Source organism: Williamsia sp. (assembly GCF_036566845.1).
GTDB lineage: Bacteria > Actinomycetota > Actinomycetes > Mycobacteriales > Mycobacteriaceae > Williamsia.
In genome coordinates, this window is record NZ_DATCVM010000067.1 from 1 (window position 1) to 26,733 (window position 26,733).

At 66.2% G+C, this 26,733-nt stretch carries 23 protein-coding genes and 2 pseudogenes; 13 read left to right on the forward strand and 12 right to left on the reverse strand.

What is annotated here, in order from left to right; genetic code table 11:
• The coding region (locus VIQ49_RS06045) for an LLM class flavin-dependent oxidoreductase (RefSeq protein WP_331882021.1) at positions 1-366 on the reverse strand (366 nt) is incomplete at its 3' end.
• A gap of 138 nt (positions 367-504) precedes the next feature.
• Between VIQ49_RS06045 and VIQ49_RS06050 the strand changes: the two genes are divergently transcribed.
• Positions 505-2,397, forward strand: coding sequence for an ABC transporter ATP-binding protein (locus VIQ49_RS06050; protein ID WP_331882023.1), 1,893 nt, complete (start codon positions 505-507; stop codon positions 2,395-2,397).
• A 34-nt stretch (positions 2,398-2,431) separates the two neighbouring features.
• On the opposite strand, the gene VIQ49_RS06055 is transcribed toward VIQ49_RS06050, so the two are convergent.
• Together VIQ49_RS06055 and VIQ49_RS06060 are read right to left on the reverse strand one after the other, a co-directional pair.
• On the reverse strand, positions 2,432-3,334 hold the full coding sequence (locus tag VIQ49_RS06055) for an oxygenase MpaB family protein (protein ID WP_331882025.1): 903 nt from the start codon (positions 3,332-3,334) through the stop codon (positions 2,432-2,434).
• 67 nt (positions 3,335-3,401) lie between these two features.
• Positions 3,402-4,772: pseudogene (locus VIQ49_RS06060) on the reverse strand (sulfatase-like hydrolase/transferase); the annotation flags it as partial.
• On the opposite strand from VIQ49_RS06060, the pseudogene VIQ49_RS06065 reads away from it, so the two are divergent.
• A pseudogene (locus tag VIQ49_RS06065) lies at positions 4,746-5,213 on the forward strand (ATP-binding cassette domain-containing protein); the annotation flags it as partial. The pseudogenes VIQ49_RS06060 and VIQ49_RS06065 overlap by 27 nt on opposite strands.
• A gap of 44 nt (positions 5,214-5,257) precedes the next feature.
• Here VIQ49_RS06065 and VIQ49_RS06070 read toward each other — a convergent pair.
• Entirely contained in the window at positions 5,258-6,190 is a 933-nt protein-coding gene (locus VIQ49_RS06070; protein ID WP_331882028.1) for a TauD/TfdA family dioxygenase, read from the reverse strand.
• 101 nt (positions 6,191-6,291) lie between these two features.
• A complete protein-coding gene (locus VIQ49_RS06075) occupies positions 6,292-7,263 on the reverse strand; it encodes an alpha/beta hydrolase (protein WP_331882031.1) in 972 nt (323 codons plus the stop codon).
• 202 nt (positions 7,264-7,465) lie between these two features.
• Here VIQ49_RS06075 and VIQ49_RS06080 point away from each other — a divergent pair, with 202 nt between their 5' ends.
• On the forward strand, positions 7,466-11,329 hold the full coding sequence (locus VIQ49_RS06080; protein ID WP_331882034.1) for a Pls/PosA family non-ribosomal peptide synthetase: 3,864 nt from the start codon (positions 7,466-7,468) through the stop codon (positions 11,327-11,329).
• Positions 11,330-11,346: 17 nt separating this feature from the next.
• On the opposite strand, the gene VIQ49_RS06085 is transcribed toward VIQ49_RS06080, so the two are convergent.
• Positions 11,347-11,766 (reverse strand): DoxX family protein, encoded by a 420-nt coding sequence (locus tag VIQ49_RS06085; protein WP_331882037.1) that lies wholly within the window; start codon positions 11,764-11,766, stop codon positions 11,347-11,349.
• Positions 11,767-11,962: 196 nt separating this feature from the next.
• Here VIQ49_RS06085 and VIQ49_RS06090 point away from each other — a divergent pair, with 196 nt between their 5' ends.
• A complete protein-coding gene (locus VIQ49_RS06090) occupies positions 11,963-13,327 on the forward strand; it encodes a M1 family metallopeptidase (RefSeq protein WP_331882039.1) in 1,365 nt (454 codons plus the stop codon).
• Positions 13,328-14,566, forward strand: a complete 1,239-nt coding sequence (locus tag VIQ49_RS06095; RefSeq protein ID WP_331882041.1) for a polysaccharide biosynthesis protein — start codon at positions 13,328-13,330, stop codon at positions 14,564-14,566.
• Here the strand turns inward: VIQ49_RS06095 and VIQ49_RS06100 are convergent.
• Positions 14,510-15,388: a glycosyltransferase family 2 protein gene (locus VIQ49_RS06100; RefSeq protein WP_414731588.1), complete on the reverse strand. Its 879-nt coding sequence runs from the start codon at positions 15,386-15,388 to the stop codon at positions 14,510-14,512. The genes VIQ49_RS06095 and VIQ49_RS06100 overlap by 57 nt on opposite strands.
• Before the next feature lie 118 nt (positions 15,389-15,506).
• On the opposite strand from VIQ49_RS06100, the gene VIQ49_RS06105 reads away from it, so the two are divergent.
• Both VIQ49_RS06105 and VIQ49_RS06110 read left to right on the forward strand, forming a co-directional pair.
• The gene (locus VIQ49_RS06105; RefSeq protein WP_331882044.1) at positions 15,507-16,223 is read left to right on the forward strand and encodes a glycosyltransferase family 2 protein; all 717 of its coding nucleotides are present in this window, start codon (positions 15,507-15,509) and stop codon (positions 16,221-16,223) included.
• Positions 16,224-16,227: 4 nt separating this feature from the next.
• Entirely contained in the window at positions 16,228-16,620 is a 393-nt protein-coding gene (locus VIQ49_RS06110) for a DUF2304 domain-containing protein (protein WP_331882046.1), read from the forward strand.
• On the opposite strand, the gene VIQ49_RS06115 is transcribed toward VIQ49_RS06110, so the two are convergent.
• Positions 16,614-16,922, reverse strand: a complete 309-nt coding sequence (locus tag VIQ49_RS06115; protein WP_331882048.1) for a winged helix-turn-helix domain-containing protein — start codon at positions 16,920-16,922, stop codon at positions 16,614-16,616. The genes VIQ49_RS06110 and VIQ49_RS06115 overlap by 7 nt on opposite strands.
• A 77-nt stretch (positions 16,923-16,999) precedes the next feature.
• Between VIQ49_RS06115 and VIQ49_RS06120 the strand changes: the two genes are divergently transcribed.
• The 5 genes from VIQ49_RS06120 to VIQ49_RS06140 are packed head-to-tail and all read left to right on the forward strand — an operon-like array spanning position 17,000 to position 21,786.
• Entirely contained in the window at positions 17,000-18,583 is a 1,584-nt protein-coding gene (locus VIQ49_RS06120; protein WP_331882051.1) for an ABC transporter substrate-binding protein, read from the forward strand.
• Positions 18,580-19,590, forward strand: a complete 1,011-nt coding sequence (locus VIQ49_RS06125) for an ABC transporter permease (RefSeq protein WP_331882054.1) — start codon at positions 18,580-18,582, stop codon at positions 19,588-19,590. Before VIQ49_RS06120 ends, VIQ49_RS06125 begins: the two co-directional genes overlap by 4 nt.
• Positions 19,587-20,414 (forward strand): ABC transporter permease, encoded by an 828-nt coding sequence (locus VIQ49_RS06130; protein ID WP_331882056.1) that lies wholly within the window; start codon positions 19,587-19,589, stop codon positions 20,412-20,414. Before VIQ49_RS06125 ends, VIQ49_RS06130 begins: the two co-directional genes overlap by 4 nt.
• Positions 20,411-21,178, forward strand: coding sequence for an ATP-binding cassette domain-containing protein (locus VIQ49_RS06135; protein ID WP_331882058.1), 768 nt, complete (start codon positions 20,411-20,413; stop codon positions 21,176-21,178). The genes VIQ49_RS06130 and VIQ49_RS06135 overlap by 4 nt, the downstream gene beginning before the upstream one ends.
• A complete protein-coding gene (locus VIQ49_RS06140; protein WP_331882060.1) occupies positions 21,175-21,786 on the forward strand; it encodes an ABC transporter ATP-binding protein in 612 nt (203 codons plus the stop codon). The genes VIQ49_RS06135 and VIQ49_RS06140 overlap by 4 nt, the downstream gene beginning before the upstream one ends.
• 76 nt (positions 21,787-21,862) lie before the next feature.
• Here the strand turns inward: VIQ49_RS06140 and VIQ49_RS06145 are convergent, their stop codons facing one another.
• Together VIQ49_RS06145 and rfbA are read right to left on the reverse strand one after the other, a co-directional pair.
• Complete coding sequence (locus VIQ49_RS06145) at positions 21,863-22,492, reverse strand: dTDP-4-dehydrorhamnose 3,5-epimerase (protein WP_331882063.1); 630 nt, start codon at positions 22,490-22,492, stop codon at positions 21,863-21,865.
• 2 nt (positions 22,493-22,494) lie between these two features.
• Complete coding sequence (rfbA, locus tag VIQ49_RS06150; protein ID WP_331882065.1) at positions 22,495-23,370, reverse strand: glucose-1-phosphate thymidylyltransferase RfbA; 876 nt, start codon at positions 23,368-23,370, stop codon at positions 22,495-22,497.
• A gap of 83 nt (positions 23,371-23,453) precedes the next feature.
• Here rfbA and rfbB point away from each other — a divergent pair, with 83 nt between their 5' ends.
• On the forward strand, positions 23,454-24,458 hold the full coding sequence (gene rfbB, locus VIQ49_RS06155; protein WP_331882067.1) for a dTDP-glucose 4,6-dehydratase: 1,005 nt from the start codon (positions 23,454-23,456) through the stop codon (positions 24,456-24,458).
• 3 nt (positions 24,459-24,461) lie between these two features.
• Here the strand turns inward: rfbB and VIQ49_RS06160 are convergent, their stop codons facing one another.
• Positions 24,462-25,397 (reverse strand): NAD-dependent epimerase/dehydratase family protein, encoded by a 936-nt coding sequence (locus tag VIQ49_RS06160; protein WP_331882069.1) that lies wholly within the window; start codon positions 25,395-25,397, stop codon positions 24,462-24,464.
• Positions 25,397-26,733, reverse strand: a 1,337-nt coding sequence (locus VIQ49_RS06165; RefSeq protein WP_331882071.1) for a DUF6541 family protein, incomplete at its 5' end; no start/stop codon positions are given. The genes VIQ49_RS06160 and VIQ49_RS06165, both read right to left, overlap by 1 nt.

A 26,733-nucleotide genomic window follows, 5' to 3' on the forward strand; every position in this document is an offset into this window, starting at 1 on the left:
GGGCCACTCACCCTGAAAACCGGTCGCGTACTCATTGAGCGCCTCACCGGTACCCACACCGAGCATGATCCGGCCCGGGTACATACATGCCATCGACGCGAACGCCTGCGCGATCACCGCCGGGTTGTACCGGAACGTCGGCGTCATCACCGAGGTCCCGATCTGCACCCGCTTGGTCCGCTCACCCACCGCCGCCATCCAGGCCAGCGAGAACGGGGCGTGACCACCGTTGTGTCGCCACGGCTGAAAATGATCCGACACCGCAACCGAATCCATACCGTGCTCTTCCGCAGCCACCGCGATCTCCACCAGCTCACGAGGATTGAACTGCTCCGCCGAAGCCTTGTACCCGAGTCGCAAAACCACCGTGTCTCCCTCGTCACTATGTGCACCGTCGATTCCAGTTGATCACAACCCGGCAACGACGGCATCCACGGCCCGCGCACGAGGGCGTCGCCATCACGGATTGACTTCAAGTGAACTTGAACTTCTACAGTGGTGGACATGAGCATGGAGTCAGTTGCCTACAACACGATGTACCGGTCGATGAACGGTCCTGACCTGGACCGCGAGGAGCGGCGGGAGAACCGCGGGGTCACCGTCCGCCGGATCATGGCTTTCGCCACGCCGCATCGCGGCAAGCTGACCGTCTTCATGATCCTCAGCGTGGTCGTCGCGATCCTGACGGTCCTGACACCGGTCCTCGCCGGACAGGTGGTCGACCACATCGTCGACGGCGGGCCCGCATCCACGATCGTGTGGCTGTCGGGATTGATCGCGCTGATCGCACTCGCCGAGGCCGCGGCCGGACTCCTGGTGAGCTGGCTGTCGTCGACGATCGGTGAGGGTCTGATCTACGACCTGCGCCGGGCGGTGTTCGATCACGTCCAGAAGATGCCAGTCGCCTTCTTCACCCGAACCCGCACGGGCGCACTGGTGAGCCGCCTCAACAACGATGTCATCGGCGCCCAGCGAGCCTTCTCCGACACCCTCTCGGGCGTGGTGTCCAACATCGTCACGCTGACACTGACCATCGCAGTGATGGTGTCGATCAGTTGGCAGATCACGTTGTTGACGCTGATCCTGTTGCCGCTGTTTGTCGTTCCGGCTCGACGCATGGGCAAGCGGATGCAGGCACTGTCGCGAGAGGCCGCGGAATACAACTCGCTCATGTCCACCCAGATGACCGAACGGTTCTCGGCACCTGGCGCCACCCTGGTGAAACTGTTCGGCCGCCCCGACCACGAATCGGACGAGTTCTCGATCCGCGCCGACAAGGTCAGGTCCATCGGTGTCCGCCGTTCACTGGCCCAGAGCATCTTTGTCACCTCACTGACCTTGGTCTCGGCGCTGGCCCTGGCATTGGTCTACGGCCTGGGCGGCTACCTCGCGGTGAACGGTCACCTCAATGCCGGCGCCGTGGTCTCCCTGGCCTTGCTGCTGACACGCATGTACGCACCGCTGACCGCACTCGCCAACGCCCGGGTGGAGATCATGAGCGCGCTGGTCAGCTTCGAGCGCGTCTTCGAGGTTCTCGATCTGCCGCCGCTGATCGCCGACAAGGAAGACGCTGTGACTGCACCGGCGGGCCCGCAGTCGTTGACCTTCAAGGATGTTCAGTTCGCGTACCCGTCGGCGGACAAGGTCTCGCTGGCATCGCTCGAAGAGGTCGCGATCCTCGACACCAGGGGTGGCGAACAGGTCATCCATGACGTCTCCTTCGAGGTGCCGCCTGGCAAGATGGTCGCCCTCGTCGGCAGTTCCGGCGCCGGGAAGTCGACGATCGCCCAACTCGCGACACGCCTGTACGACGTCGACGGCGGCGCGGTACTGCTGGGCGACACGGACATTCGGGACATCGAGAGCGGATCTCTGCACCGCTCCATCGGATTGGTGACCCAGGACGGACACCTGTTCCATGACACGGTCCGGGCGAACCTTCTGTTCGCCAGTCCCGACGCCTCCGAGCAGGACATCTGGGATGCGCTGCGGCGCGCGCGGCTCGACGGGCTGGTGGCAAGTCTGGCCGACGGCCTGGAAACAGTGGTCGGAGAACGCGGATACCGGCTGTCCGGTGGCGAGCGCCAGCGCCTGACCATCGCGCGACTGCTCCTCGCACAACCTTCCGTGGTGATCCTCGACGAGGCCACCGCTCACCTCGACTCCACATCGGAAGCCGCGGTGCAGGAAGCGTTGGCCGAAGCACTCGCCGACCGGACGTCGGTGGTGATCGCTCATCGACTGTCGACCATCCGGGCGGCCGACGAGATCCTGGTCCTCGAGGACGGCCGCGTGGTCGAACGCGGCACCCACCTCGAACTGCTTGCGCGCCGCGGACGTTACTCCGAGCTGTACCGAACCCAGTTCTCGGACAACAACTCCACGCAGGTCAAGTGACCAGCTCCACGCAGGTCAAGAATACAGCCACCCCTCAGGGCCGCACACCTGCCTGCGCGAAACCCTTCAGCGCAAACTTGTTGTAGCGGACCGTGGCGGGCAGCTTCCGGTAGATGGGATCGAGAGACCGGACGACCGCACAGAATCGCTGGTAGTTGCGTTCCTTGCGGTCACTCCACGGCAGTTCCAACTGCCGGCGCGAACGTTCGGGCAGTCCACCGGTGGTGATGAAGGCCGCGAACGGGTTGACAATCGGTGAGATCACCTTCCAGACAAGCGGATTCATACCGGGCGGCAGCGGATAGCCCTTGGTCACGAATCCGACGCCGTAGCGCGCGGTCTTGTGCGGGATCAGCACCTCGTCGACCATGCGGTCCCAGTACGCCACGAAGTCGGCGTAGGTGGCCGGCATCGGACGATCACTGACGCCGTAGCGGCGGTACCAGGTGACCGACTCCGCGTAGATCTGTTCCTTCTCGGCGTCCGTCAGCTTTTTGATGAAGCGGTCGGTCGCGGTCAGGACGATGTCGACGAATGTCGCGTGCGCCCAGTAGTAGGTCTCGGGATCGAGAGCGTGGTAGCGCCCACCGCCCGGCATCTCACCCTTGATGCCGGTGTGGAAGTCACGGACCGTGGGTCCGGCGCTCGAACCCTCCGGCGCGTAGACGGTGCCGTAGATACCCGGCAGCGAGCGCTTGACGCGGGCGAACGGGTCGGTGAAGAACACCGAGTGTTCCAGGACGGCCTGCCCGAGCGCCGGCAGCATGTTCTCGAGCACACCCGGGCGGGGACCCAGCAGCGTGACCCGGCTGTCACCGAAGTATTTCCAGGTCAAAGACCCGGGACCGAGCGGAGCGCCGACAACCTCCGGACGCTCGACAGCATCTGCCCGGTCGGCCTCTGAGCCACCGGGCGACGTGTCGACTGCTTCTGTCATGCACCGACCGTAGCAGCAATGGAACAGATTCTCCATACCGTTTCATTGCTGCCGCGATGTTCATATTTCAGTCCGCGGAGGCCTCCGCGGCAGCCTCGATCTCGGCGATGACCGGCGCCGGGACCCGAACCTCGCCCGGCGTGTAGGTGACCGAACGCAACTGACCGCTGTACCGGAACGGTCCGCGCCGCTTGCGCAACGGGGGCGACGCCGGTCCACGCGCATCGACTCCCACCGAGATCCCCGTCCACGGAGCCATCCCGACGAGTTGCAGCTGTCCCAGTAGCTCAACCGGTTCGGATTCCGTTTCGGACCCGATCACCACGAGCGAGAAGTCCCACCGGCTCACCGAGTTTCGCCTCTTCAGGCCGGCGGCGGCCCATATCCGGACCGGACAGCAGCGGGAAGACCGTATTGTGCCAGGCCGCTTGATCCCAGGCGGCGGCCAGTTCGGCCACCTTCTCGGGGTACGCGGCGGCGACATCCCGGGTCTCTGCGGGGTCGAGCACCACATCGAACAGCTGCCACTGCGGGTCGTCCAGCAGCGCCGGATCTTCGTGCAGCGTCACCAATTTCCAGCCATCGCGGTAGAACCCCCGATGTCCACCGAACTCGGCGTACTGCTCCTGATGAGGCGTGGGCACCGAATCGTCGCGCAACACCTCTGCGATGCTGACACCGTCGCGCTCCTTGGCGGGCTTGCCGCGGCGCTCGTCGGGTATGCGGGCGCCGATGAGGTCCAGCAGTGTCGGCGCGATGTCCGTGACGTATGAATAGTGTTTGCGCAGACCGAGATCGCCGTCCTCACGCGGCAGGCCACGAGATGAGGACGGACCCTGACCCCACCGGCGAAGGTCTGCCCCTTGTAGAACCGGAACGGGGTGTTGGACGCCTGACCCCAACCCCGCGGGTAATGGGTACCGATCTCCGGCGACCCGATCAGGTCCTCGGAATGCGGCACGTCCCCCGGCCAATCGGCGGGCATCGGCCGGTGCACGAACTGGCTGAAGTAGGAACGGGTACCCTCGGCGGTACCACCGTTGTCCGAGGTGAACACCACGATCGTGTTGTCGAGTTCGCCGAGGGCCTCGACGGTGTCGAGGATCCGGCCGACCGATTCGTCCACGCTGTGCACCATCGCCGCGTAGACCTCCTGATACCGCTGGTAACGACGCTGCTCGTCGTCGGTGAGCGTCGCCCACTCGGGTGCGTCATATCCCGGTTCGACGTTCCGGGCCGCCATCTCGGTCTCCGACGGGAAGAATCCGGCACGCTTCTGCGCCTCGAATCGGTTCTGTCGCACAGAATCCCACCCTTCGGCATACTTCCCGCGGAACCGGTCCAGATCCTGCGGTTTGGCCTGATGCGGACCGTGCATCGCGATGTGCGAGAAGTACAGGAAGGAGGGCTTCTCGACATCCACGGCGTGGGATCGAAGTCAGATCGCCGGGCACGGGTCGCCGCGCTCCTCGATCTGGTCCAGCTACCCCGCGGATTCGCCGACCGCCGGCCACACGAACTCTCGGGCGGCCAACGTCAACGCGTCGCCCTGGCCCGGGCCCTGGCGCTGCGCCCGACCGTGCTGATCGCCGCCGAACCCACCAGTGCACTCGATGTGTCGATCCAGGCCAACGTGCTGGAACTGTTCCGGGAGTTGCAGCAGGAGCTGGGATTCGCGGCAGTGTTCATCAGCCACGATCTCGCCGTCGTCGAACAGGTCGCCGATCATGTGTCGGTCCTGCGCGCCGGCAAGCTGGTCGAATATGGCCGGGCCACAGCGGTTCTCACCAAACCGACCCAGGAATACACCCAGGCCCTGCTGCGGGCGGTTCCGGTTCCGGACCCGGCCATCCAACGACAACGCCGCGCGATCGCGTGAGCGAAGGCGCCCCCGTCGCGGCGGGTCTGAGGAGGAGTCCGGCCTCAGACCGCCAGCGCGCGGTAGGAATCGCGCGGATCCACCACGTCCGAATAGTGCGAGGCGTCACCGGCGACAACCCGGCTCTGTTCGCCCGTGACACCGACGGGGACGTTGCCGGCCAGCGTGATCCGGTTCAGGCGCCGGTAGTTGTCGTCGTAGTCGGCCACCGCGTAGTGCTGGGTGGCGCGGTTGTCCCAGATGGCAAGGTCACCGGCTTGCCAGTTCCAACGAACCGTGTTCTCCAGCTTGATGATCCGCTTCTGCAGAACATCGAACAACGCCGTCGACTCCGCGGAGTCCAATCCGACAAAACGCCGCACGAAGTTGCCGAGCAGCAACGACCTCTCCCCCGTTTCGGGATGGACGCGCACCACCGGGTGCTCGATCTCGTAGTAGGTCGACTGGAACTCGGCTCGGTACTCTTCGACGTTCTTGGTCAACTCGCCCGCCTCGACGACCTTCGTCGAATAGTCGTAGACGTTGCTGTGCACCGCCCACAGCTTGTCCACCAGCGCCTTCAGCGGCTCGGGCAGCTGCTCGTACGCGCTGCCCGTATTCGCCCAGGTGGTGGAGCCGCCGTACGCGGGCAACGCCACCGCACGCAGGATGGATGCCTTCGGCACGCGGTCCACGAAGGTGACATCGGTGTGCCAGCTGTTGGCGCGGCCGTAGTCGGAATCGATCGGCAGGATGGTGTCGCCGCGCGAGGTGACTGTCGGGTGTGCAATGGTCGGGATGCCGAGTGAGCGGGCGAAGGCCAGTTGCCCCTCGTCGTCGAGGTGGTCCTGCCCGCGGAAGAAGATGACCTTGTGTGCCAGCAAGGCGTCATTGATCGCCGTGATCGTCGAGCTGTCGAGGTCGCCGGACAGTGTGACACCGTCGATCCTGGCTCCGATGTTCCCTCCGACTTTGACAACACTGATCTGTTCAGACATGGACTACCTTCCGGAGTTCGGGCTGTGGATGTGTTCTCCCCGAAAGTACTTCGCGCACATCCGGCCGAACACCGTATGACTCACGGTGCGTCGAAGTCGGCTCAGCCCACTTGTTGCAGACCGCGCCGCCCCATACGGGCCGCCTCGATCGCCGCCTTGGCAAACCGGGCGGTCCTGGCGATGGCGTTGCCCGCCTCCGGATGCCGGCCGGCCAGCACCGCAAACGCATGAACCTGCCACGAATAGCTGTGCAGTTCGGCCTCCACGTCACCCGAGCGCAGCGACTCCACCAACGCGAGCGCATCGGGTTCGAGCATCTCGTCCTCGGCGGTGATCACAATGCTCGGCGGGAACGCCTCGGCCGGTACATCGACGATCCGCCGGGCCCCGGTCAGCTCGATCGGACCCTTGTCGAATTTCGGGCGGAGGGCGGCGAGTTTGCGGATCGGCAGGTAGGCGTCCGACCGGCTCGTCCGGTCAGGATTGGAACCCAGATCGAGGTCGAGGAGCGGTGAGTACCCGATAAAGGCGGCCGGAGGGATCAGCCCGTCGCGGTACGCCAGCTCGATGACCTTCCCGGCGAGAAATCCACCGGCCGAATCACCGGCCACCACAACGTGTTTGAATCCCCGCTCCAGCACCAGTTCCCGATAGGCCTGGTAGGCGTCGGAGACCGATGTGCCGACCCCGGCCTCCGGCAACTGCCGGTAGGCGAGTGAGTAGACGGGCAGGTCGATGTCCTGGCACAGCCTCCCGGCCACCGCGCGGTGGGTCGCGAGGCCACAGACGACCAGCGCCCCGCCGTGGAGATAGAGCACCGCGGAAGCGTCGTCGCGACGGCTCGGGCGGGACGGCACCGACAATTCCACCGGTCGCCCGGCCAACGTGATCTGATCACGCACGATGCCCTTCGCCTTCGGCCCGAGCGCAAAGATCTCATCGATCAGATACAGCGGCCGCAGCCCGAACGCACCGATCGGCCAGAGCGTGAGAATTGGTTTCAAGACCAGACGCGAACCCAGCCAGATCGGGTACGACTGCAGGCTGGGTCTGCCGTGTCTGGTCACCGACATCGTCGAGTTCCCTTCGCCGGGAGCGGGTTCAATCGTCGCGCGTGAGTGAATTCTAGACAAACGTTCAACAAAGCCACAGTTCCCATGCCGCGAGTGAGTCCACCTGGGTTAGACCCGGCGCCTGCCGATATGGTCTCGTTGCATCGCAAGTCCACCACCGGGCTGCAACACTTGATCCACAACGTGGAGAGAAAGGCCCTTGGTGACAGCTCCGACCCTCGCGCAGTTCAGCAGATCTGCGCAGGCACCAACCGCACGAACCCTCATCGACGTACTGACCGAGACCGCGTCAGCGCATCCGGACGCACCGGCCATCGACGACGGCGATGCGATTCTCACCTACTCCGAGTTGATGGACCTCGTCGACGAAGGTGCGGCCTGGCTCGGCACGCGCGGGATCGGACGCGGCGATCGGGTCGGGATCCGGATGCCGTCGGGCTCGCGCGAGCTGTATCTGGCAATCCTGTCGACCCTCGCGGCCGGTGCCGCCTATGTTCCGGTCGACGCCGACGATCCGCCCGAGCGGGCGGCGATGGTGTTCGGTGAGGCCGGTGTGGCGGCGGTCCTGGGTGCCGAGGGCCTGACCTGGCCCACCGGTCTGGCGCCGTCGGCGGGTGAGCGTGCCGAGAGCACCACCCGGCCGACCATCGATGACGATGCCTGGATCATCTTCACCTCCGGATCCACCGGCACACCCAAGGGCGTGGCCGTCACCCATCGCAACGCGGCGGCGTTTGTCGACGCCGAAGCGATGATGTTCCTGCAGGACGAACCCCTCGGTCCGGGTGACCGGGTACTGGCCGGACTGTCGGTGGCCTTCGACGCCTCCTGCGAAGAGATGTGGCTGGCCTGGCGTTACGGGGCCTGCCTCGTCCCCGCACCACGATCGCTGGTTCGTTCCGGCATGGATCTGGGCCCGTGGCTGGTCCAGCGCGACATCACCGTGGTGTCCACGGTCCCGACTCTGGCCTCCCTCTGGCCGCCGGAGGCACTCGAAGCGGTCCGTCTGCTGATCTTCGGCGGTGAGGCCTGCCCACCCGAACTCGGCGAGCGACTGGCCGTCGACGGCCGCGAGGTCTGGAACACCTACGGCCCCACCGAGGCAACCGTGGTGGCCTGTGCCGCCCTGCTCGACGGCAGTGCCCCCGTTCGCATAGGGCTCCCCTTGGCCGGTTGGGATCTGGCCGTGGTCGACGGCGAACAGCAGCCGGTCGGGGTCGGTGAGGTCGGTGAGCTGGTGATCGGCGGCGTCGGCCTGGCCCGCTACCTCGACCCCGCCAAGGACGCCGAGAAGTATTCGCCGATGGAGACCCTGGGCTGGGAACGCGCGTATCGCAGCGGTGATCTGGTCCGATTCGAGCCCGAGGGCCTGGTCTTCATGGGCCGCGCAGATGACCAGGTCAAGGTCGGTGGACGTCGCATCGAGCTCGGCGAGGTCGACAACGCCCTGCAGCACCTGCCCGGTGTCGGTGGCGCCGCCGCGGCCGTTCGTAAATCGGCGGCGGGCAATTCGTTGCTGGTCGGCTATCTCGTGTCGACGGACCCCGACTTCGACGTGAGCAAGGCCCGGGATCTGCTCACCGACCGACTCCCCTCGGCGCTGATCCCCCGACTCGTCCTCGTCGACGAACTGCCGACGAAGACATCGGGCAAGGTCGACCGCAACGCACTGCCGTGGCCGCTGCCGTCCGGCGACGGTGAGGCCGACCTCGGTGACCTCAGCGCCACCGAGGCCTGGCTGGCCGGGCTCTGGACCACGGTCCTCGGCGTCGGGATCACCGACGCGAAGGCCGACTTCTTCTCCGAGGGCGGCGGTTCACTGGCCGCCGCGCAGCTGGTGACGGCCTTGCGGCAGCGCTTCCCCACCGTCACGGTCGCCGACCTCTACGACCATCCCCGGCTCGGATCGCTGGCGCAGATGCTCGACGACCTCAACCCCGGCGCGGTGGTCGAGCCGCGCATCGTCGAACCCACCCCCCGTCGCGCGGGACTGGCCCAGATCGCGCTGTCGATACCGCTGACCACGTTGACCGGTCTGCAGTGGGCGACCTGGCTCGCCATCGTGAACAACGTCATGTCCTCGGTCTTCGACGCAGCCTGGATCCGGCCCATCAGTTGGTGGATCGTCATCGCCGCCTTCATCGTCTTCATCACCCCGCTCGGCCGGATGCTCACGGCCGCGGCCGGAATCCGGCTCCTGCTGGCCGGCTTGCGTCCCGGTGACTACCCCCGCGGCAGTTCGGTGCACGTGCGGCTGTGGGTCTCCGAACGTCTGACCGAGGCCAGCGGTGCCGCCAATCTGTCGGGCGCCCCCTGGATGATCTACTTCGCCCGCTCGCTCGGGGCGCAGATCGGCAGAGGCGTCGACATGCACACGTTGCCTCCGGTGACCGGTCTGATCACCCTGGGCGAAGGTTGTTCGGTGGAGCCGGAGGTCGATCTCTCGGGGTGGTGGATCGACGGCGACGTCGTCCACATCGGGGAGATCGAGATCGGCGCGGGCGCCAGTGTCGGTTCACGGTCGACTCTGTTGCCGGGCGCCCGGATCGGTGCCGGTGCCGAGATAGCGCCGGGTTCGGCAGTCATGGGCCGCGTCAAGGGCGGCCAGCTCTGGGCGGGTTCGCCCGCGGTCAAGACAGGCAAGGCCCAGCGGCCCTGGCCGGAGGAACGCCCCGCCAGGCGCAGCTATTGGGTTCCCATCTTCGGGGTGTCATCGATCTTGCTCGCCGGTGTCCCGCTGTTGTCGCTCGCCGCCGGGCTCACGGTCATCGGCAGTTGGGCGGGCCGCGCCGACGACCTCGAGTCGGTGACGCTGCGCGCGATGGCCCTGCTGCCGGCCGCCACGCTGGTGAGCCTGTTCGTGTTCGCGGTGCTCACCGTGATCTTGGTGCGGTTGCTGGCCATCGGGATGCAGAAGGGTTATCACCCGGTCCGTTCACGCGTCGGATGGCAGGTCTGGGCCACCGAGCGATTGATGGACTCGGCACGAACCTTCCTGTTCCCGCTGTACGCATCCCTGCTGACGCCCTGGTGGTTCCGGTTGCTCGGCGCCGACATCGGCAAGGGCACCGAGATCTCGACCGCGCTGGTGATCCCGAAGTTCACCACCGTCGGCGACGGTGCATTCCTGGCCGACGACACCATGGTCGCCTCCTACGAACTCGGCGGCGGATGGATGCACATCGACGAGGCCAAGGTCGGCAAGCGAGCCTTCCTCGGGAACTCCGGCATGACCGGCCCCGGGCGCAAGGTGCCGAAGAACTCGTTGGTCGCCGTCCTGTCCGCGACGCCGAGCAAGGCGAAATCCGGGTCGAGCTGGCTGGGCAGCCCCCCGGTTCGCCTGCGCCGGGCCGCAGCACAGTCCGACACGTCCCGTACGTTCGACCCGCCGCTGCGGCTGAAGATCGCCCGCTCGACGGTCGAGACGATGCGTCTGATCCCGGTGATGGTCAGTTTCGGGCTCGGCCTGCTGGTGCTGATCGCCTTGCAGTACGTCGTCATCGAGACCAACTACTTTGTGGCCGGCCTTGTCAGCGGGCTCGTGCTGCTGGTTGCCGGTGCCGCCGCCTGCTGCATCGCGGCGGCGGCGAAATGGACCGTGGTCGGACGGATCCGGGCCACCGAACACCCCCTGTGGAGTTCATTCGTCTGGCGCAACGAATTGTCGGATGCCTTCGTGGAGACCGTGGCCGCGCCCTGGTTCGCGAATGCGGCCACCGGCACGCCCATCCTCAACGTCTGGCTGCGGATGCTCGGCGCCCACATCGGCAAGGGCGTCTGGTGTGAGACCTACTGGCTGCCCGAGGCCGATCTGGTGACGCTCGGCGACGGCGCCACCGTGCAGCGCGGCTGTGTGGTCCAAACCCACCTCTTCCACGATCGGGTGATGGCGATGGACGAGGTCGTGCTGGGTCCCGGCGCCACACTCGGACCACATTGTGTTGCGCTGCCGGCGGCCGGACTGGGCGCAGGGGCCACCGTGGGACCGGCATCACTCGTCATGCGTGGCGATGTGGTCCCCGATTCCACCCGCTGGCAAGGCAATCCGATCGCACCGTGGAACTAGCGACACCGGGGCGGGCGCTAGACCTGGGTTCGACGCCGTCGGTACCTGAGGTAGCCGTCGGCACCCGTGCGTCCGGTGTCCGCGAGCCCGACGGCAACCAGACCGGCGATGAGTGCAAGCGGCAACTCGTACCCGAAGTCGGTGGACCAGAAGCCGTTGTCGATGTGGGCGTAGAAGATCGCCCCGATCATGTCCGCGATCAGCAGCAGCGACACCAGCGGCATCAGCACACCCAGGATGAGCAGGATGCCACCACCGAATTCGACGAGCGCGGAGTACCAGGCCGCGGCGCGCGGCCACGGGATGTCCAGCGACTTGAAGTAGAGCTCGGTCTTGTCGATGCCGTTGGTGTGCAACTTCTGCCAGCCGTGGAAGATGAAAATTATGCCCAGGATCACACGCGCGACCAGGGATGCGAAATTTCTCGATGTACCCATGACTACGGTCCTTGTTCTTGCAGGGAAGTGCGTCGACTTCGGTGGCCATGTGCCCCACGGGTCTTGAAGCGCCATCGCCTCAGTGGCCATGTAACGTCACGAGCGATCATGTGTCGGCAATGCGACGTCATCGATGTCCACTTACAAGCCATTCAACGCGATCGAAGGTGCACTTCGGAACCGAACAGGAGGATTCGTGCCAGGTAAACTCGACAGGCGTTCCTCCCGAACCGGCCAGGCGTTGCTGGGTGACCCGTCGGACGGAATCGACCCGTACCTTCCGGCCAACGGCAACATCGGGTACAACGTGTCGCGCTATGACCTCCACCTCGAATACCGGGTGTCGACCAATCGGCTCGCCGGTGTCGCCACCCTCACCGCGACCACTGTCAGCACTCTGAGCAGGTTCAGCGTCGACCTGTCGTCATCGCTGAAGGTCGACCGCATCACGGTCAACGGCAAGCGGCCCACCCGCTACACCCACCGCAGTCACAAACTGACGATCACGCTCGGCACCGAATTGCCCGCCGGTGGTGCGATGACGATCGTCGTCAAGTACTCCGGCAATCCCAGGCCGATCCGCGGTCAATGGGGCGATGTGGGTTGGGAAGAGCTCACCGAGGGTGCCCTGGTGGCCAGCCAGCCCAACGGCGCGGCCTCCTGGTTCCCCTGCGACGATCATCCGAGTTCCAAAGCCGCGTACGGCATCTCGATCACAACCGACAGTCCCTTCATGGCGATCGCGAACGGTGTCCTGCGGAGCAAGCGCACGAAGGCCGCCCAAACCACGTGGGTGTACGAGCAGATCGAGCCGATGGCGTCCTACCTGGCCACCATCCAGATCGGCGCGTACACGCGAAAGACGCTGAGCACCAAACCGGTTCCCATCCACGCGGTGATCCCGCCGCGCCTGCGGCGGAACCTCGACCACGACTTCGCCAAGCAGCGGCTGATGATGGAAGTGTTCGTCGAGATGTTCGGGCCGTACCCGTTCCCGGAATACTCGGTGGTGGTCACCGATGACGACCTCGAGATCCCCATCGAGGCCCAGGGTATGTCGATCTTCGGTGCCAATCATTGCGACGGCACCGGTTCGTCCGAACGGCTGGTCGCCCACGAGCTGGCTCATCAGTGGTTCGGCAACTCCCTGACGTTGAGCCGGTGGAAAGACATCTGGTTGCACGAGGGATTCGCCTGCTACAGCGAGTGGTTGTGGTCGGAACGTTCCGGTGGTCCGAGCGCCGAGGCCCAGGCCCGCAAGTACTACGGCCGGCTCGCGGCGTCCTCCATGGATCTGGCGATCGGCGATCCCGGACCGAAGTACATGTTCGACGACCGGGTCTACAAACGGGGCGCCCTGACGCTGCACGCCCTGCGGAAACGCGTGGGCGACAACAACTTCTTCGATCTGCTTCGGGAGTGGACCAGGGAGCACCGCTACAGCTCGGTCACGTCCGCGGACTTCACCGGCCTCGCCGCCAAATACAGTCCGATGCCGCTGAACGACCTGTGGCAGCACTGGCTCGACGAGAAGCCGCTGCCGGCGTATCCGGTCCTCTAGATGAGACGGGTGGCCCTGGCGACCGTCATCGCCGCGGTGTCCGGCTACCTGGTCCTGCTGATCGCCGCCCGCGCTCTCGGCGCCGAGGGCTACGCCGCATTCGCCGTGTTCTGGGCGGCGTACGGGCTGGTCACCGGCACCCAGAACGGGCAGCTTCAGGAGACCACCCGCGCGGTCCGGGGAGCCCGCATCAGCGGGGCCGACGGGCCCCGCCCAATGCCGCTCAACGTCGCGGTCGGGGTTGGACTGGCATTGGTGGTCGCGGTGACGTCGATCGGCTGGGCCGGCGCCGTATTCGAGTGGTACCGAATCGAATCGGTGGTGTTGCTCGCGGCCGGTGTCGCGGCGTTCGGGATCTACGCCGGCCTCGGGGGCATGCTGTCCGGACTGGGCCGGTGGGGACCGTTCGCCACCCTGCTCATCGTCGATGCCGTCATCCGGCTGGTCCTGACCGTCATCGCCGCCATCGCGGGCTGGGGACTGCTCGCGTTCCTGGTGATGACAATCGCGGGCACCGTCTCCTCGGCCGTTGTTGTCCTCTGTCTGCGACCGGCCCGTACCGCGCTGGGCGCCGGCGGGGATGTCCGGGTCCCGGAGTTGGCCCGCAACACCGTCACCGCCATGGCCGCCGCGCTGGCCAGTGCCGTACTGGTGATGGGTTTCCCGGTGCTGATCAAACTGACCACCTCCGGCGACCTCGACTCGGTGGCCGGGGCCGTCATCTTGGCGGTCACGCTGACGCGGGCTCCGCTATTGGTGCCGCTGAACAGCTTTCAGGGTGTCCTGATCAGCCGATTCGTCGAGAACCGCGATCGGGTTCTGCAGGCGCTGAGCGCGCCGTTGCTGATCGTGGCGGGCGTGGGTGTGGTCGGGGCCGTCGCGGCCTGGCTGATCGGTCCGTGGTTGCTCGAAACGCTCTTCGGAGCCGACTACCGGCTCTCCGGCTCCACCATCGCCGCGTTGACCATCGGCGCGATGGCGATGGCGGTCCTGACACTCACCGGTGCGATGGCCCTCGCCATCGGACGGCACCGCCTCTACGCGGCCGGATGGTGGGTGGCGACCGCGGCCAGTATCGCGCTGTTGTTCATACCGGCCGACCTCGAGGCGCGGGTGTCGATCGCGCTCATCGCCGGACCGTTGCTCGGGATGGCGGTCCATCTGTGGGCGGTGAGGTCGCGGTCAGCGGACCACGTGTCTGCCGAGCGAGACGGCGACCGGCCACTGCCTGCCGAGTAGCGCCCCGGGCAGCAGCGTCGCCGCGTTGAGCCGTGATGTCAGATGCCGGCGAGCGGCCCTGGCCGCGACCGGCCAGCCCATCTCCGCGCAGCGCTGCGCCTCTCCGCGGAAGAAGGCCCGTTCCTCATCGAATCGCCGGCCGTCGACCGCCTGGACCGAGCTGACCGACTCGGTGTGACGACGGTACGAGAAGGTGACGCCATCGGTGAGGACCAGCGCACCACCCGCCTGCGCGACGTCGACCAGCAGTGCCAGGTCGAGGACGATCTCGAGACCGGGGCGGAAGCCGATCGGTTTGCACACCGCGCTCCGCCAGACCAGGGACGGGAAATAGGTCCAGTTGCCGCGATACAGGCTCGCCACCAGGTCTTCGCCCCGCAGCACCGTGGGTGCCGCCGGCGCCATCGCGGCCTTGACCCGATCGCCCAGCGGCCGGACCACGGTGTCGTCGGCGTCGATGACCTGCACACCCGACTGGATCACCGCGACGTCGGGATGGGACTCGATCGCCGCAACCGTGGTCGCCAGATGCTCCGGTCCCATCAGGTCGTCGCAGCCCATCAGGGTGAACACGGGCGCCTCGACCAGGTCAACACAGCGCCGGAAGTTGCCGTTGACGCCGAGATTCACATCGTTGCGGAGGTGGTGCACGCGCGGATCACCCAGCGACCGCAGCCAGCGCTGCGGCTCGGGATCGGGATACTGATCGTCGACCACCACCAGCCGGAAATCGGTGAACGTCTGATCGAGGACGCTGCGGACCGCGGCTTTCAGCAGATCCACGTCGCCGTAGAACGGCAACATGACGTCGACAGCTGGCACGCTCCGCAGCGTACAGGCGCCTTCCCTGGGAGGTGATACCGATAGACTGCCTATCGGCCTGACAGACGGTTGGGTTGCCGCGGGCCGTTCGGTACCCGGTCGATGTGCGCGTGGAGGTGTGATCATCACTGACTCACCAACTGCCACCGGCAACACCGACGTCTGGCTGATCGTCCCGGTGTTCAACGAGGCACCGGTGATCCGCTCGGTCATCACCGCCGCCAAGCGGACGTTCCCGAACATCGTCTGCGTCGACGACGGCAGCAAAGATGGTTCGGCCACCGAGATCCGGGCCGCGGGTGCCGATCTCGTCCGCCACCCGGTGAACCTCGGTCAGGGTGCGGCGATCCAGACCGGCGTCGAATACGCGCGGACGAAGCCGCGGGCGCGGTACTTCGTGACCTTCGATGCCGACGGCCAGCACCAGGTCGACGACGTGGTCGCGATGCTGGCACGGCTCCGGACCGAGCCCCTCGACATCGTGATCGGTACCCGCTTCGCCGAGGACCGCAGCAAGAGCGTTCCTCTGATCAAGCGAATGGCGTTGCGCACCATCGTCTTCCTCAGTCCACGGACCCGGCGGATGGGACTGACCGACGCACACAACGGTCTGCGCGTGTTCAACTCCACGGTGGCCGACGAGCTCGACCTGATCATGAACGGGATGAGTCACGCGTCGGAGTTCGTGGCGCTCATCGACCAGCACGGTTGGCGGGTGTCCGAGCAGCCGGTGACCATCCTCTACACCGAGTATTCGATGGCCAAGGGCCAGTCATTACTCAACGGTGTCAACATCTTGAGCGACGGTCTGCTCGGTGGCCGGATGAGGCGATAGCACCATGCTGGTCATCCAGATCCTCCTGATCGTTGCCGTACTCCTGCTGGTCGGCTACTTCATCACCCGTCGCGGCAGCGCCCGGGCATCGGCGTGGGTGAAGCTGATCTTCCTGGCGTTCCTCGCCTTTGGTGTGTACGCGCTGCTGCGGCCGGACGATCTGACGGTCATCGCGGGCTGGGTGGGTGTCGGGCGTGGTACCGACCTGGTGCTGTACGGGCTGGTGGTCGCGTTCGCCTTCACCACGATCAGCACCTACCTGCGGTTCCGTGACGTCGAGATCAAGTACGCCCGCCTCGCCCGGTCGGTGGCACTGCAGAACGCGGCGCTGGAGAACCAACGACCGGCCGGCACCCCCGAACCCGGACAGGATCCGCCGGCCGATCCACCTCAGTGATCGTGGTTGTGGTGCCGGGCGCCCATGACGTCGTGCAGGATTCGGTGCACAATCGCATCGGCCACCACGCTGTAGTGCACGGTCCGCCCGGTTTTGGTGGTCGCGACCCAGCCCTGCGCGCGGAGAACCCTCAGCGACTGTGACGCCGCGTTCTCGGTGATGCCCGCCGCCGCGGCGAGTTCACCGACCATCGAACCCGGATGTTCGTGCATCTGGGTGATCAGCCGCAGCCGCGTGGAATCAGACAGCAGCGCAAAGCGTTTGGCCCACTCATCGACATCGTCCGGCTGGGGTTCGCTCACGATGTTAGGCTACTGCACGGCACATATATGTCCAGTCAGACACATATATCTCCAGGACTCATCTCGAAAGGGGCTCGATGCTGACCGCGTCACGACGCTCGGCACTGCTGGCCGCCGCAGGACTGCTGGTCCTGGCCGGCTGCTCGTCGCCATCGGTCGAGGATTCCCGGCGAATCGTGCTCGCGGACAGCCAACCCCTGGGCGGCTACAACCCTGTCGCGGGGTACGGCGCCCTCGGTGTCTCGCCGCTGTACGAGGGTTTGCTCCGGCCCGCAGCGGACACCGACACGGCACTGCCCGCACTGGTCCCGTCTCTCGCGGACAGCACCCCCGAGAATGTCGGCGACCGGCGGTGGCGGCTCACGTTACGCCCCGGCGTCACCTTCTCGGACGGTTCCGCACTCGATTCGGCGGATGTGGTCGCCACTTACGACGCCGTCCGCAATCCGGTTGTCGCTTCGGAGGTCTCGGCAGGGCTGGCGCCGGTTGTCGACATCAGCGCAGACGGTCCGGACGCCGTGACCGTCACCATGAACACCAATGCTGATCCCTCGCCGTACCTTTTGCTCGGGATCGCACCGTCGGAGAAGGTCGAGAACGCACCTGCGGCCGACTGGGCCCTGAACACCAAACCCATTGGCACCGGCCCCTATACGCTAGACGAACTGCAGAGCGACCAGGCCGTGATGACCGCACGCTCGGACTACTGGGGCGATCTGCCCCAGGTGACAACCCTGGTGTTCACCTACTCCCCCGACGACAACAGCAGGTCCGCACAGATCTCGACGGGCGAGGTCGACGGCGGTTCCCTGCCCCCCAAGATGATCGAGGCGCTCGAAGGACGAGATGGTGTCGACGTGGTCGGCGTCCGCTCCGCAGACTGGCGGGGCGTGTCCTTCCCGAGCGGCAACGCGTTCACAGCCGATCCGCAGGCGCGTCTGGCCATGAACTACGGCATCGACCGCGCCGCCATGGTCGCTGATGTCCTTGCCGGACAAGCTAATCCGGCCAGCACCCCGGTGGCGGCGGTCTACGGCGACGCCTACAACCCGGAAGCGGTGTTCGACCACGACCCGACGCGGGCAGCCGCCCTGCTCGACTCCGCGGGCTGGCGGCCCGGTGATGGTGGCATCCGCGAAAAAGATGGTTCTCCAGCATCATTCGAGTTGCTCTACAACGCACAGGACACACTGCGGAGAGACCTGGCCGTGGCGTTTGCGGCCGCGATGAAGCCGCTCGGTGTCGAGGTCATACCCCGGGGCAGCAGCTGGGACGACATCGAGACCAGGCTGGAGGGCTCCGCGGTGCTGCTCGGCGGCGGGGAGACGCCGTACAGCATCGATTCCCAGGTCTACAACACACTGCACACCCGCGTCCCGGATTCGTCGCCATACGCGAATCCCGGCAACTTCACCGCACCGGGATTGGATCAGCTGCTGGAGCAGGCCCGCGCCTCGGCGACCACACCGGAGAACAACGCGAGGTACCGCGAGATCCAGGCCATCTACATGGCGCAGCCGTCATCGGTCTTCCTGGCATTCCTCGACCACACCTACGCCTACCGCGACCTCGGCTGGGAGCAGACCGCACCCATCCTCGAACCACACTCGCACGGCGTGACGTGGGGACCGTGGTGGCACATCGCCGCCTGGCAGCGATGAATACCGCCAAGCGGGTGAACACCACCAAGCGCCGGTTGGTTCCGGCAGCACGTTTGCTGGGTATTCGCGCCGTGATCGCGGTCCCGGTGACGATTGCGGTCTCCGCAGCCATCTTCCTGCTGGCCTCACTGTCCCCGTTCGACCCGTTGGCGGCCTACCTCGGCGACAACTATCAGAGCGCCACACAGTCGCAGCGACAGGCGACCGCGGACGCCTACGACACCGACCAGTCCTGGTACACCGCGTGGTGGCATTGGCTCTGCGATCTTCTGCACGGTGACCTCGGGTGGTCGTCGACCCAATCCCTGCCGGTGGCAGAGGTTCTCACCAGCCGCCTGCCCTTCACGCTAGGTCTGTCCGCGGCCGCGCTGGTCGCCGCAACCGTGATCGCCGTCGGCGTGGGCGCGCTCGCCGGCATGCATCGCGGCGGCACGGTCGACAAACTCTGCGCGGCGGGATCGGCATTGTTCGCGTCCGTGCCGCCGTTTGTTGTGTCCCTGGTGCTGGTCGCGGTGCTGTCGGTGGGGCTGCAATGGTTCCCCACATCCGGCGCCCGCAACCCCGGCGACCCGTACACGGCTGCGGGTATTCTCGAGCACGCTGTGTTGCCCTTTGTGGCACTGACACTTTCACAGATTCCGTGGCTGTTGCTGGCCACCCGGGCCTCGGTCGTCGAATCCGTCGGCTCTGATGCGGTCCGAGCCGCCCGCGCCCGGGGCGTCGGTGGCCGGGATCTGATGCGCGGCCACATCATTCCCACCTCCGTGGCCCCTACCCTCGCACTTCTGGGGACCCGGCTTCCCGAGGTCATCGCCGGCGCCGCCATCGTCGAGACCATCTTCGGCTGGCCCGGTGTCGCCTCGGTGCTGGTCGACTCCGCTGCCGCGCTGGACTTTCCGCTGATGGCCGCGTTGGCGGTGGGATCTGCTCTGGCCGTCCTGCTGGGATCGGCGTTGTCCGATGCCGCCGCGACCGCCATCGACCCTCGGATCGGAATGTCGGCATGACGGCGCCCATCGCTGCTCAACGGGCAATCCGCCACTGGCCGTGGCTGATGTTGTCGGTGATCGCGGTCATCGCCGTCGGAGTGCCGATGGTCGCGGGCGCGCAGGTTGCCGACTTCGGCCAGGCGCTCGCGGCCCCTGGCGCGCAGCACCTCATGGGCACCGACCATTCCGGCTACGACCTGCTGGTCCGCACCGCGCAGGGGCTGCGGATCTCGTTGCTGATGGCTGCGATATGCGCGGTGGTCGCAACACTTCTGGGTGTCTTCGTCGGACTGCTCGCCGCCGGCGTCGGTGGCTGGGTCGACGCCGTGGTCATGCGAGTGGTCGACGGATTCAACGCTCTCCCCCACCTCGTCGTCGGCATCGTCATCGCCGCGATGTGGCGCGGCGCACCGCTGGCCATCATCGCCTCGATCGCTCTGACGCACTGGCCGGCCGTGGCCCGCGTGGTCCGGGCAGAACTGTTGGCAGCGTCCCGATCCGGTTGGGTGGACACAGCTCGTCTGTCCGGCGCCTCGCACTGTTTTGTGGCGCGGCGGCATCTCCTGCCCGCGGTCGGGGGGCAGGCCCTCGTCGCCATGGTGATGCTGCTGCCCCATGCGGTGTGGCACGAATCGACCCTGTCGTTCCTCGGGGTCGGGCTCTCTCCTGACCGCGCCAGTCTCGGCACACTCCTCGGACAGGCCCGCGGAGATGTGATGCTCGGCGCCTGGTGGACGCTGGCCGTCCCGGCAGGCGCGCTGGTCCTCACCGCACTGGCGGTGGCGGCGGGGGCGTCGAGCCTGCGCCGGCGGATGGAACCACCTCAGGGAGAAGTCTGGTGAACGCGGGCGCCTACATCCGGGACCTGAAGGTGGAGATCGCCACTCGGGGCGGTCGACGTGCACCGGGGGTCACCGGCCTGGCCGGTGTGGACCTGACGATGGCGCGCGGGGAGCTGACCGCACTCATGGGTGAATCCGGGTGCGGTAAATCGCTTGTCGCGGTGGCACTCTGCGGTCTCCTGCCACCCGGGTCCACGGTGAGCGGCGAGGTCCTCATCAACGGTGAGTCGATTGCCGCGACCGACGACAAGCGGTGGCGCCGGATCCGTGGACGCGAGGTCGGCCTGATACCTCAGTCTCCGGCCACCTCCTTCACCCCGGTGCGCACCGTCGGTTCACAGATCACCGAGTGCATCCGCATCCTGGGTGGTGCCCGCACTGCCCGCGAGCTCGCCGAGGTCGTCGAACTCCCGGTGTCAGCACTGGACCTCTTTCCACACGAACTCTCCGGTGGCATGGCCCAGCGGGCCGCGATAGCCGCCGCACTCGCCGGCGACCCGTCGGTGTTGGTGGCCGACGAGCCCACCTCGGCCCTGGACCCCGCGCTCGCGGCCGCCACCTGGCGGTTGTTGCGTTCCATGGCCGATGGCGGTGCGGGGGTCCTGGTGATCACCCATGACGTGTCGGGTCTGTTTGCAGAAGACATCTGTGATTCCGTCGCCCTGATGCGCGCCGGGCGGATTGTAGCCACCGGCACACCCACATCGATCCTGGATATCGACAACACCTACGTCAGCACGTTCTTCGACGGGGTGTCGGCATGAAAAACCATGTCCTGCAGGCCCACTCCATCTCGGTTCACTTCGGTGATCAGACCGTCCTGGACGACGTCGACCTCGAGGTGAGGTCGGGAGTCATCACCGGCGTGGCCGGACCATCGGGCAGCGGGAAGACGACTTTGCTCCGGGTGGTGGCGGGCCTACAGACCCCGGATGCCGGCACCGTCACCTACAACGGCGCGCCCACGGCCGCACCGGGCTCGTTGGCCATGATCGACCAGCACCCGAGACAGGTCTGCAACCCGCGATGGACGCTGGCCCAGATCATCACCGAGCCCGCCGACATCGCCGGGCGCGCAGCCCATCTCGACGCAGTTGCCGACCGGGTGGGCCTCGACCCCGATCTGCTCACCCGTTTTCCCACCCAGGTCAGCGGTGGGCAACTCCAGCGAGCCTGCCTCGCACGCGTACTCATCGGTGAACCGGCGTTTCTGCTCTGCGACGAACCCACCGCAATGCTCGACCCGATCGCCACCACCACCGTCGTCACCCTGCTGCGAGAGCTGTCCGGCCAGGGAACGGCGATTGCCATCGTCAGCCACGACCCGACTCTGCTCGATCGGCTTGGTGCAGCCTCGACGCTGCAGTTGTAGATCCCCCAATTCGCTCCACGTACCTGCGTACGCGCCTGTCGCAACCGGCGCGTACGCAGGTACGTGGAGCGAATTTTTAGGCGACGGTTGGATCTGCCAGCGCCTGCAGGAATGCGGTGACGTCGTCGAAGTCCGGGAGGAGGCCGGATTCCCGGGCCCCGGCCAATGTCGGTGCAGCGGTGTCTTTGTCGGACAGTGTGTAGGTCAGCGGGCTGCCGTCGCGGGCTGCGGTGGGCAGGTCGATGCCCAGTGCCGGGTCCAGGGGTGAGATGCCGTGTTCACCGGTGGGGTTGTAACCGGTCGAGCACAGGTAGGTGACCACCGAGTCGTCTTGGAGGCTGACGAATGCGTGGCCGAGTCCTTCGCCGACATAGAGGGACTTGCGGTTGGTGTCGTCGAGCAGGACTCCGTGGGACTGGCCGAAGGTCGGTGAGCCGACGCGGATGTCGACAACGATGTCGTAGATGGCGCCTTTGGGGCAGCTGACGTATTTGGCCTGTCCGGGTGGCACATCGGCGAAGTGCACTCCGCGCAGCACTCCGGCGGCGGAGACAGACAGGTTTGCCTGCTGCAGGTCGAACGGGTGGCCGATGGCTTCGGAGAGCAGGTCGGCGCGGAACGATTCCATGAACAGTCCGCGGGGGTCGCCGAACATCTTTGGGGTGATCTCAAAAGCACCGTCGATGAACAGGGGTTCGATCTGCATCGTCAGAAATCCTTGCCACGCTGTAGTAGGTCCAAGAGGTATGTGCCGTAACCGGATTTGAGGAGTTTGGTCGCCGCGACCTCGAGCTGGCTGTCGTCGATGAAGCCGCGGCGCCAGGCAACCTCTTCTGGCACAGCGATTTTCAGGCCCTGACGTTGTTCGACGGTGCGCACGAAGTTTCCGGCGTCGAGGAGAGAATCGAAGGTGCCGGTGTCGAGCCAGGCCGTGCCGCGCGGCAACACCTCCACCTGGAGGCGGCCCTGATCGAGGTAAGTGCGGTTGACGTCGGTGATCTCGTATTCACCGCGGGCGCTGGGCTGTAGGCCGGCGGCGATCTCGACGACGTCGTTGTCGTAGAAGTACAGACCCGGGACCGCGTAGTTCGACCTGGGATGCTCTGGCTTCTCTTGCAGGTCAACGGCTTTACCGTTGGCGCCGAAGTCGACCACGCCGTAGTCCTGCGGGTTGCGGACCCAATAGGCGAACACCGCACCGCCGTCGATGGTCTGGAACCGGTTGAGCTGCTCACCGAGGCCGGGTCCGTAGAAGATGTTGTCGCCCAAGACCAGCGCGACCGAGTCGCCGCCGATGTGATCGGCACCCAACACGAATGCCTGTGCGAGACCGTCGGGGCTGGCCTGCACCTGGTAGGTCAACGACAGACCGAACTGGGAGCCGTCGCCGAGCAGCGATTGGAAGGCCGCTTCGTCATGCGGCGTGGTGATGATGAGGATGTCCCGGATCCCCGCGAGCATCAGTGTGCTCAGCGGGTAATAGATCATCGGTTTGTCGTACACCGGCACGAGCTGTTTGCTGACACCCTGAGTGATCGGATGCAACCGAGACCCGGTTCCCCCGGCCAGAATGATTCCGCGCATGGTTCACACCTTAAGGCGCAGGTCCCGTGGCCGTCGGCAACTACCCCGGTCGGTAGGGTTGCAGCATCGAACGGAGGCAACAAATGCGGGTATTGATCACCGGTGGTGCCGGATTCATCGGCGCCAATTTTGTGCATCGCACACTGGCCACCAGGCCCGACGTGCAGATCGTGGTCCTCGACGCGATGACCTACGCCGCCAACGCACAATCCCTCGAACCCGTCGCCGACCGCATCGAGTTCGTCCGGGGTGACATCGCCGACACCGAACTCGTCGATTCACTCGTCGCAGGCAGCGACCTGGTGGTCCACTTCGCCGCCGAATCGCACAACGACAACTCCCTGGCCGACCCCACCAGCTTCGTCCACACCAACATCGTCGGCACGTTCTCACTGCTCGAAGCAGTCCGCAAACACCACACCCGCTACCACCACATCAGCACCGACGAGGTCTACGGCGACCTCGAACTCGACGACCCGAACCGCTTCACCGAAGCCACCGCCTACAACCCCTCGAGCCCCTACTCCTCCACCAAAGCCGGCAGCGACCTCCTGGTCCGCGCCTGGGTCCGCTCCTTCGGGGTACAAGCCACCATCTCCAACTGCTCCAACAACTACGGCCCCTACCAGCACATCGAAAAGTTCATCCCCCGCCAGATCACCAACGTCCTGTCCGGCATCCGCCCCAAGCTCTACGGCCACGGCACCAACGTCCGCGACTGGATCCACGTCCACGACCACAACGACGCCGTCTGGACCATCATCGACAAAGGCCAGATCGGCGAGACCTACCTGATCGGCGCCGACGGCGAAGCCGACAACCGCACCGTCATCGAAACCATCCTCGAACTCACCGGGCAGCCCACCGACGCCTTCGACTTCGTCACCGACAGACCCGGCCACGACCTGCGCTACGCCATCGACTCCACCCGGCTACGCACCGAACTCGGCTGGCAACCGCAGTTCCTCGACTTCCGCGCCGGCCTCGCCGACACCATCACCTGGTACCGCGACAACACCGACTGGTGGCAACCCCTCAAAACAGCCACCGAGAACAAATACGCCGCCACCGAAAAAGTGGTCGAGTAGTTCTCAGCCGTTGTTGCGGAAGTAGTCCACCGTCCGAGCGATGCCTTCGGCCAGCGTCACCGCGGGCTTCCAGCCGAGCACCACACCGGCGCGGGAACCGTCGATCGACGAATCACGGACATCGCCGAGGCGAGCCGGTTCGAAGGTGGGTGTGTCAGCGGCGCCGGCGGCCTCCGCCACCATCGTGTGCAGGTCCCGGTCGGAGGTCTGCACGCCGGTGCCGACGTTGAAGCGCTGTCCCCCACCGTCTTCGGCCGACGCGAGCACAAACGCGGCGACCACATCGTCGACGTACACGTAGTCGCGGGTGTTCCCGCCGTCGCCGAACAGCTTGGTCGGCGCTCCGGAGAGCAGGTGCTTGGCGAAGATCGCGACCACACCGGCCTCACCGTGTGGATCTTGGCGTGGCCCATACACATTCGCCGGAGCGATGTGGGTGCAGTCGAGTCCGTACAGCGACCGGTACATGTTGAGGTAGATCTCACCGCTGACCTTGGCTGCGGCGTAGGGGCTCATGGGTGCGAGCGGGGCGCTCTCGGCGACCGGCAGGAGCTCGGGTGATCCGTAGATCGAGCCGCCCGACGACGTGAAGACGACCTTGCGGACACCGGCAAGTCTCGCCGCCTCGGCGACGCGAATCGTTCCGAGCACGTTCACGTTTGCGTCGAACAGCGGGTCGGTCACCGACGCCCGGACATCGATCTGGGCCGCGAGGTGGAAGATGACCTCCGGCTGCGCCTGTCCGACGATCTCGCCCAGGTCGACGCTGGTGACGTCACCGTCGACAACCGTCGCACCACGATCGATCGCGGAGGCGAGATTCTCACGGCGGCCGCGTGAGAAGTCGTCGAGAACCACCACCTCGTGGCCTTCGTCGAGGAGCCGATCGACAAGCGTCGACCCGATGAATCCGGCTCCGCCGGTGACCACTGTGCGCATTATCGCGTTCCGTTCCGTACTTCTTCGGTGACCTCGTAGATGGTCACGTTTCCTTGGGAAAAGATCTCCCGCAACCCGGGCGCCCCGTGCTCGCGCAGTTCCAGGTACGGATCTCCGTAGTAGCCCTCTTCCGGCCGCGGTGGGCCTTCCTGGAACCACCAGTAGCTGGGCGGGGCGTCGATGACGTAGCGGATCCCCAGGTCTCGCACGATCTGGTCGATCTCCGGGTCGCTGCCGATCTTCGCGACATTCCAGTGAAGGGCGGTCTGGCGCTGACTGAAATCGTTGGCGCGATAGAACGGGTACAGCGGCGTCAGATCTGCCACCGGATACATCCAGCCCGTGCCCTGATCGAGGTTGTTGAGGATCACGGTGCCGCGGGCGTCCGGTTGCTGCGCCAGCCATTTGTAGGCGACGACGTCTTCGATCCCGATTCGTGCCTCACTCCGGTACTGCGTGGCGATCTTGCCGTTGTCGGCGTAGCGCCAGACACCGCCGGCGAGCACCAGCAGCAAACCGATCACGGCCACCCCGGGGAGCACGAGCGCGTTGCCGCGGAACCGGTCTCGACGGGCGAGTAGACCCGCCACCCACAACACCAGTACCCCAAGTCCGATGCCGGCGGCCGTGGCGGTGAAGATCGACACCACAAACGTGAGCCGGTGTTGCGAGTTGTAGAAGTACCCACCGAGGACGCCGGCGAGCGACGACGGGATCAACGGCAACTCGGCAACGGCGTTGGCGGTGGTGACCACAAATGCCAACCAGGCCGCGACCATCCCCCAGCTCCGCGACCACACCAGCCAGCCCAGACCGATGGCGGCCGGGAGCAGGAGGTAGATCAGCGGATAGTCGCCGCTGAGGATCTCGGTGCCCTGGAGTGCGGCGCGGACCGCGGCTTGCGCGGCGGTCGCGTCTTCGTCCCGGAAGTCATACCCGGACAACTCGTTGTTGTCCGACATCTTGAGTGTCCCGATGATGACCGGACTGATCAGCACGAGAGCCAGCGCTCCGACGGCGGCCAGGCCCGCGAAGTCGCCGAGCCGACCGCGGACCGGTGTCCACAGCCGTTGCAGGAGCCACCAGAGTCCCACGATGACGGCGACCACGACCAGGCCCGACGGATGTGTTGCGGCGGTACCGGCAATCGCCAGCGCCGCTGCCGGTATCCGTCGCCGATCGGTCAGTGCCGAGCAGATCAGGACCGCGGTGACCGGCGCGAGCGAAACGCCCACCGCGTTCGGCACGGACGTGAAGGCCAGCTCGACGTACGGAAGCGAGGGGAACACGGCGGTGATGGCGGCCGCCAGTGCTCCGAACACCGCGGCCCGGTCGG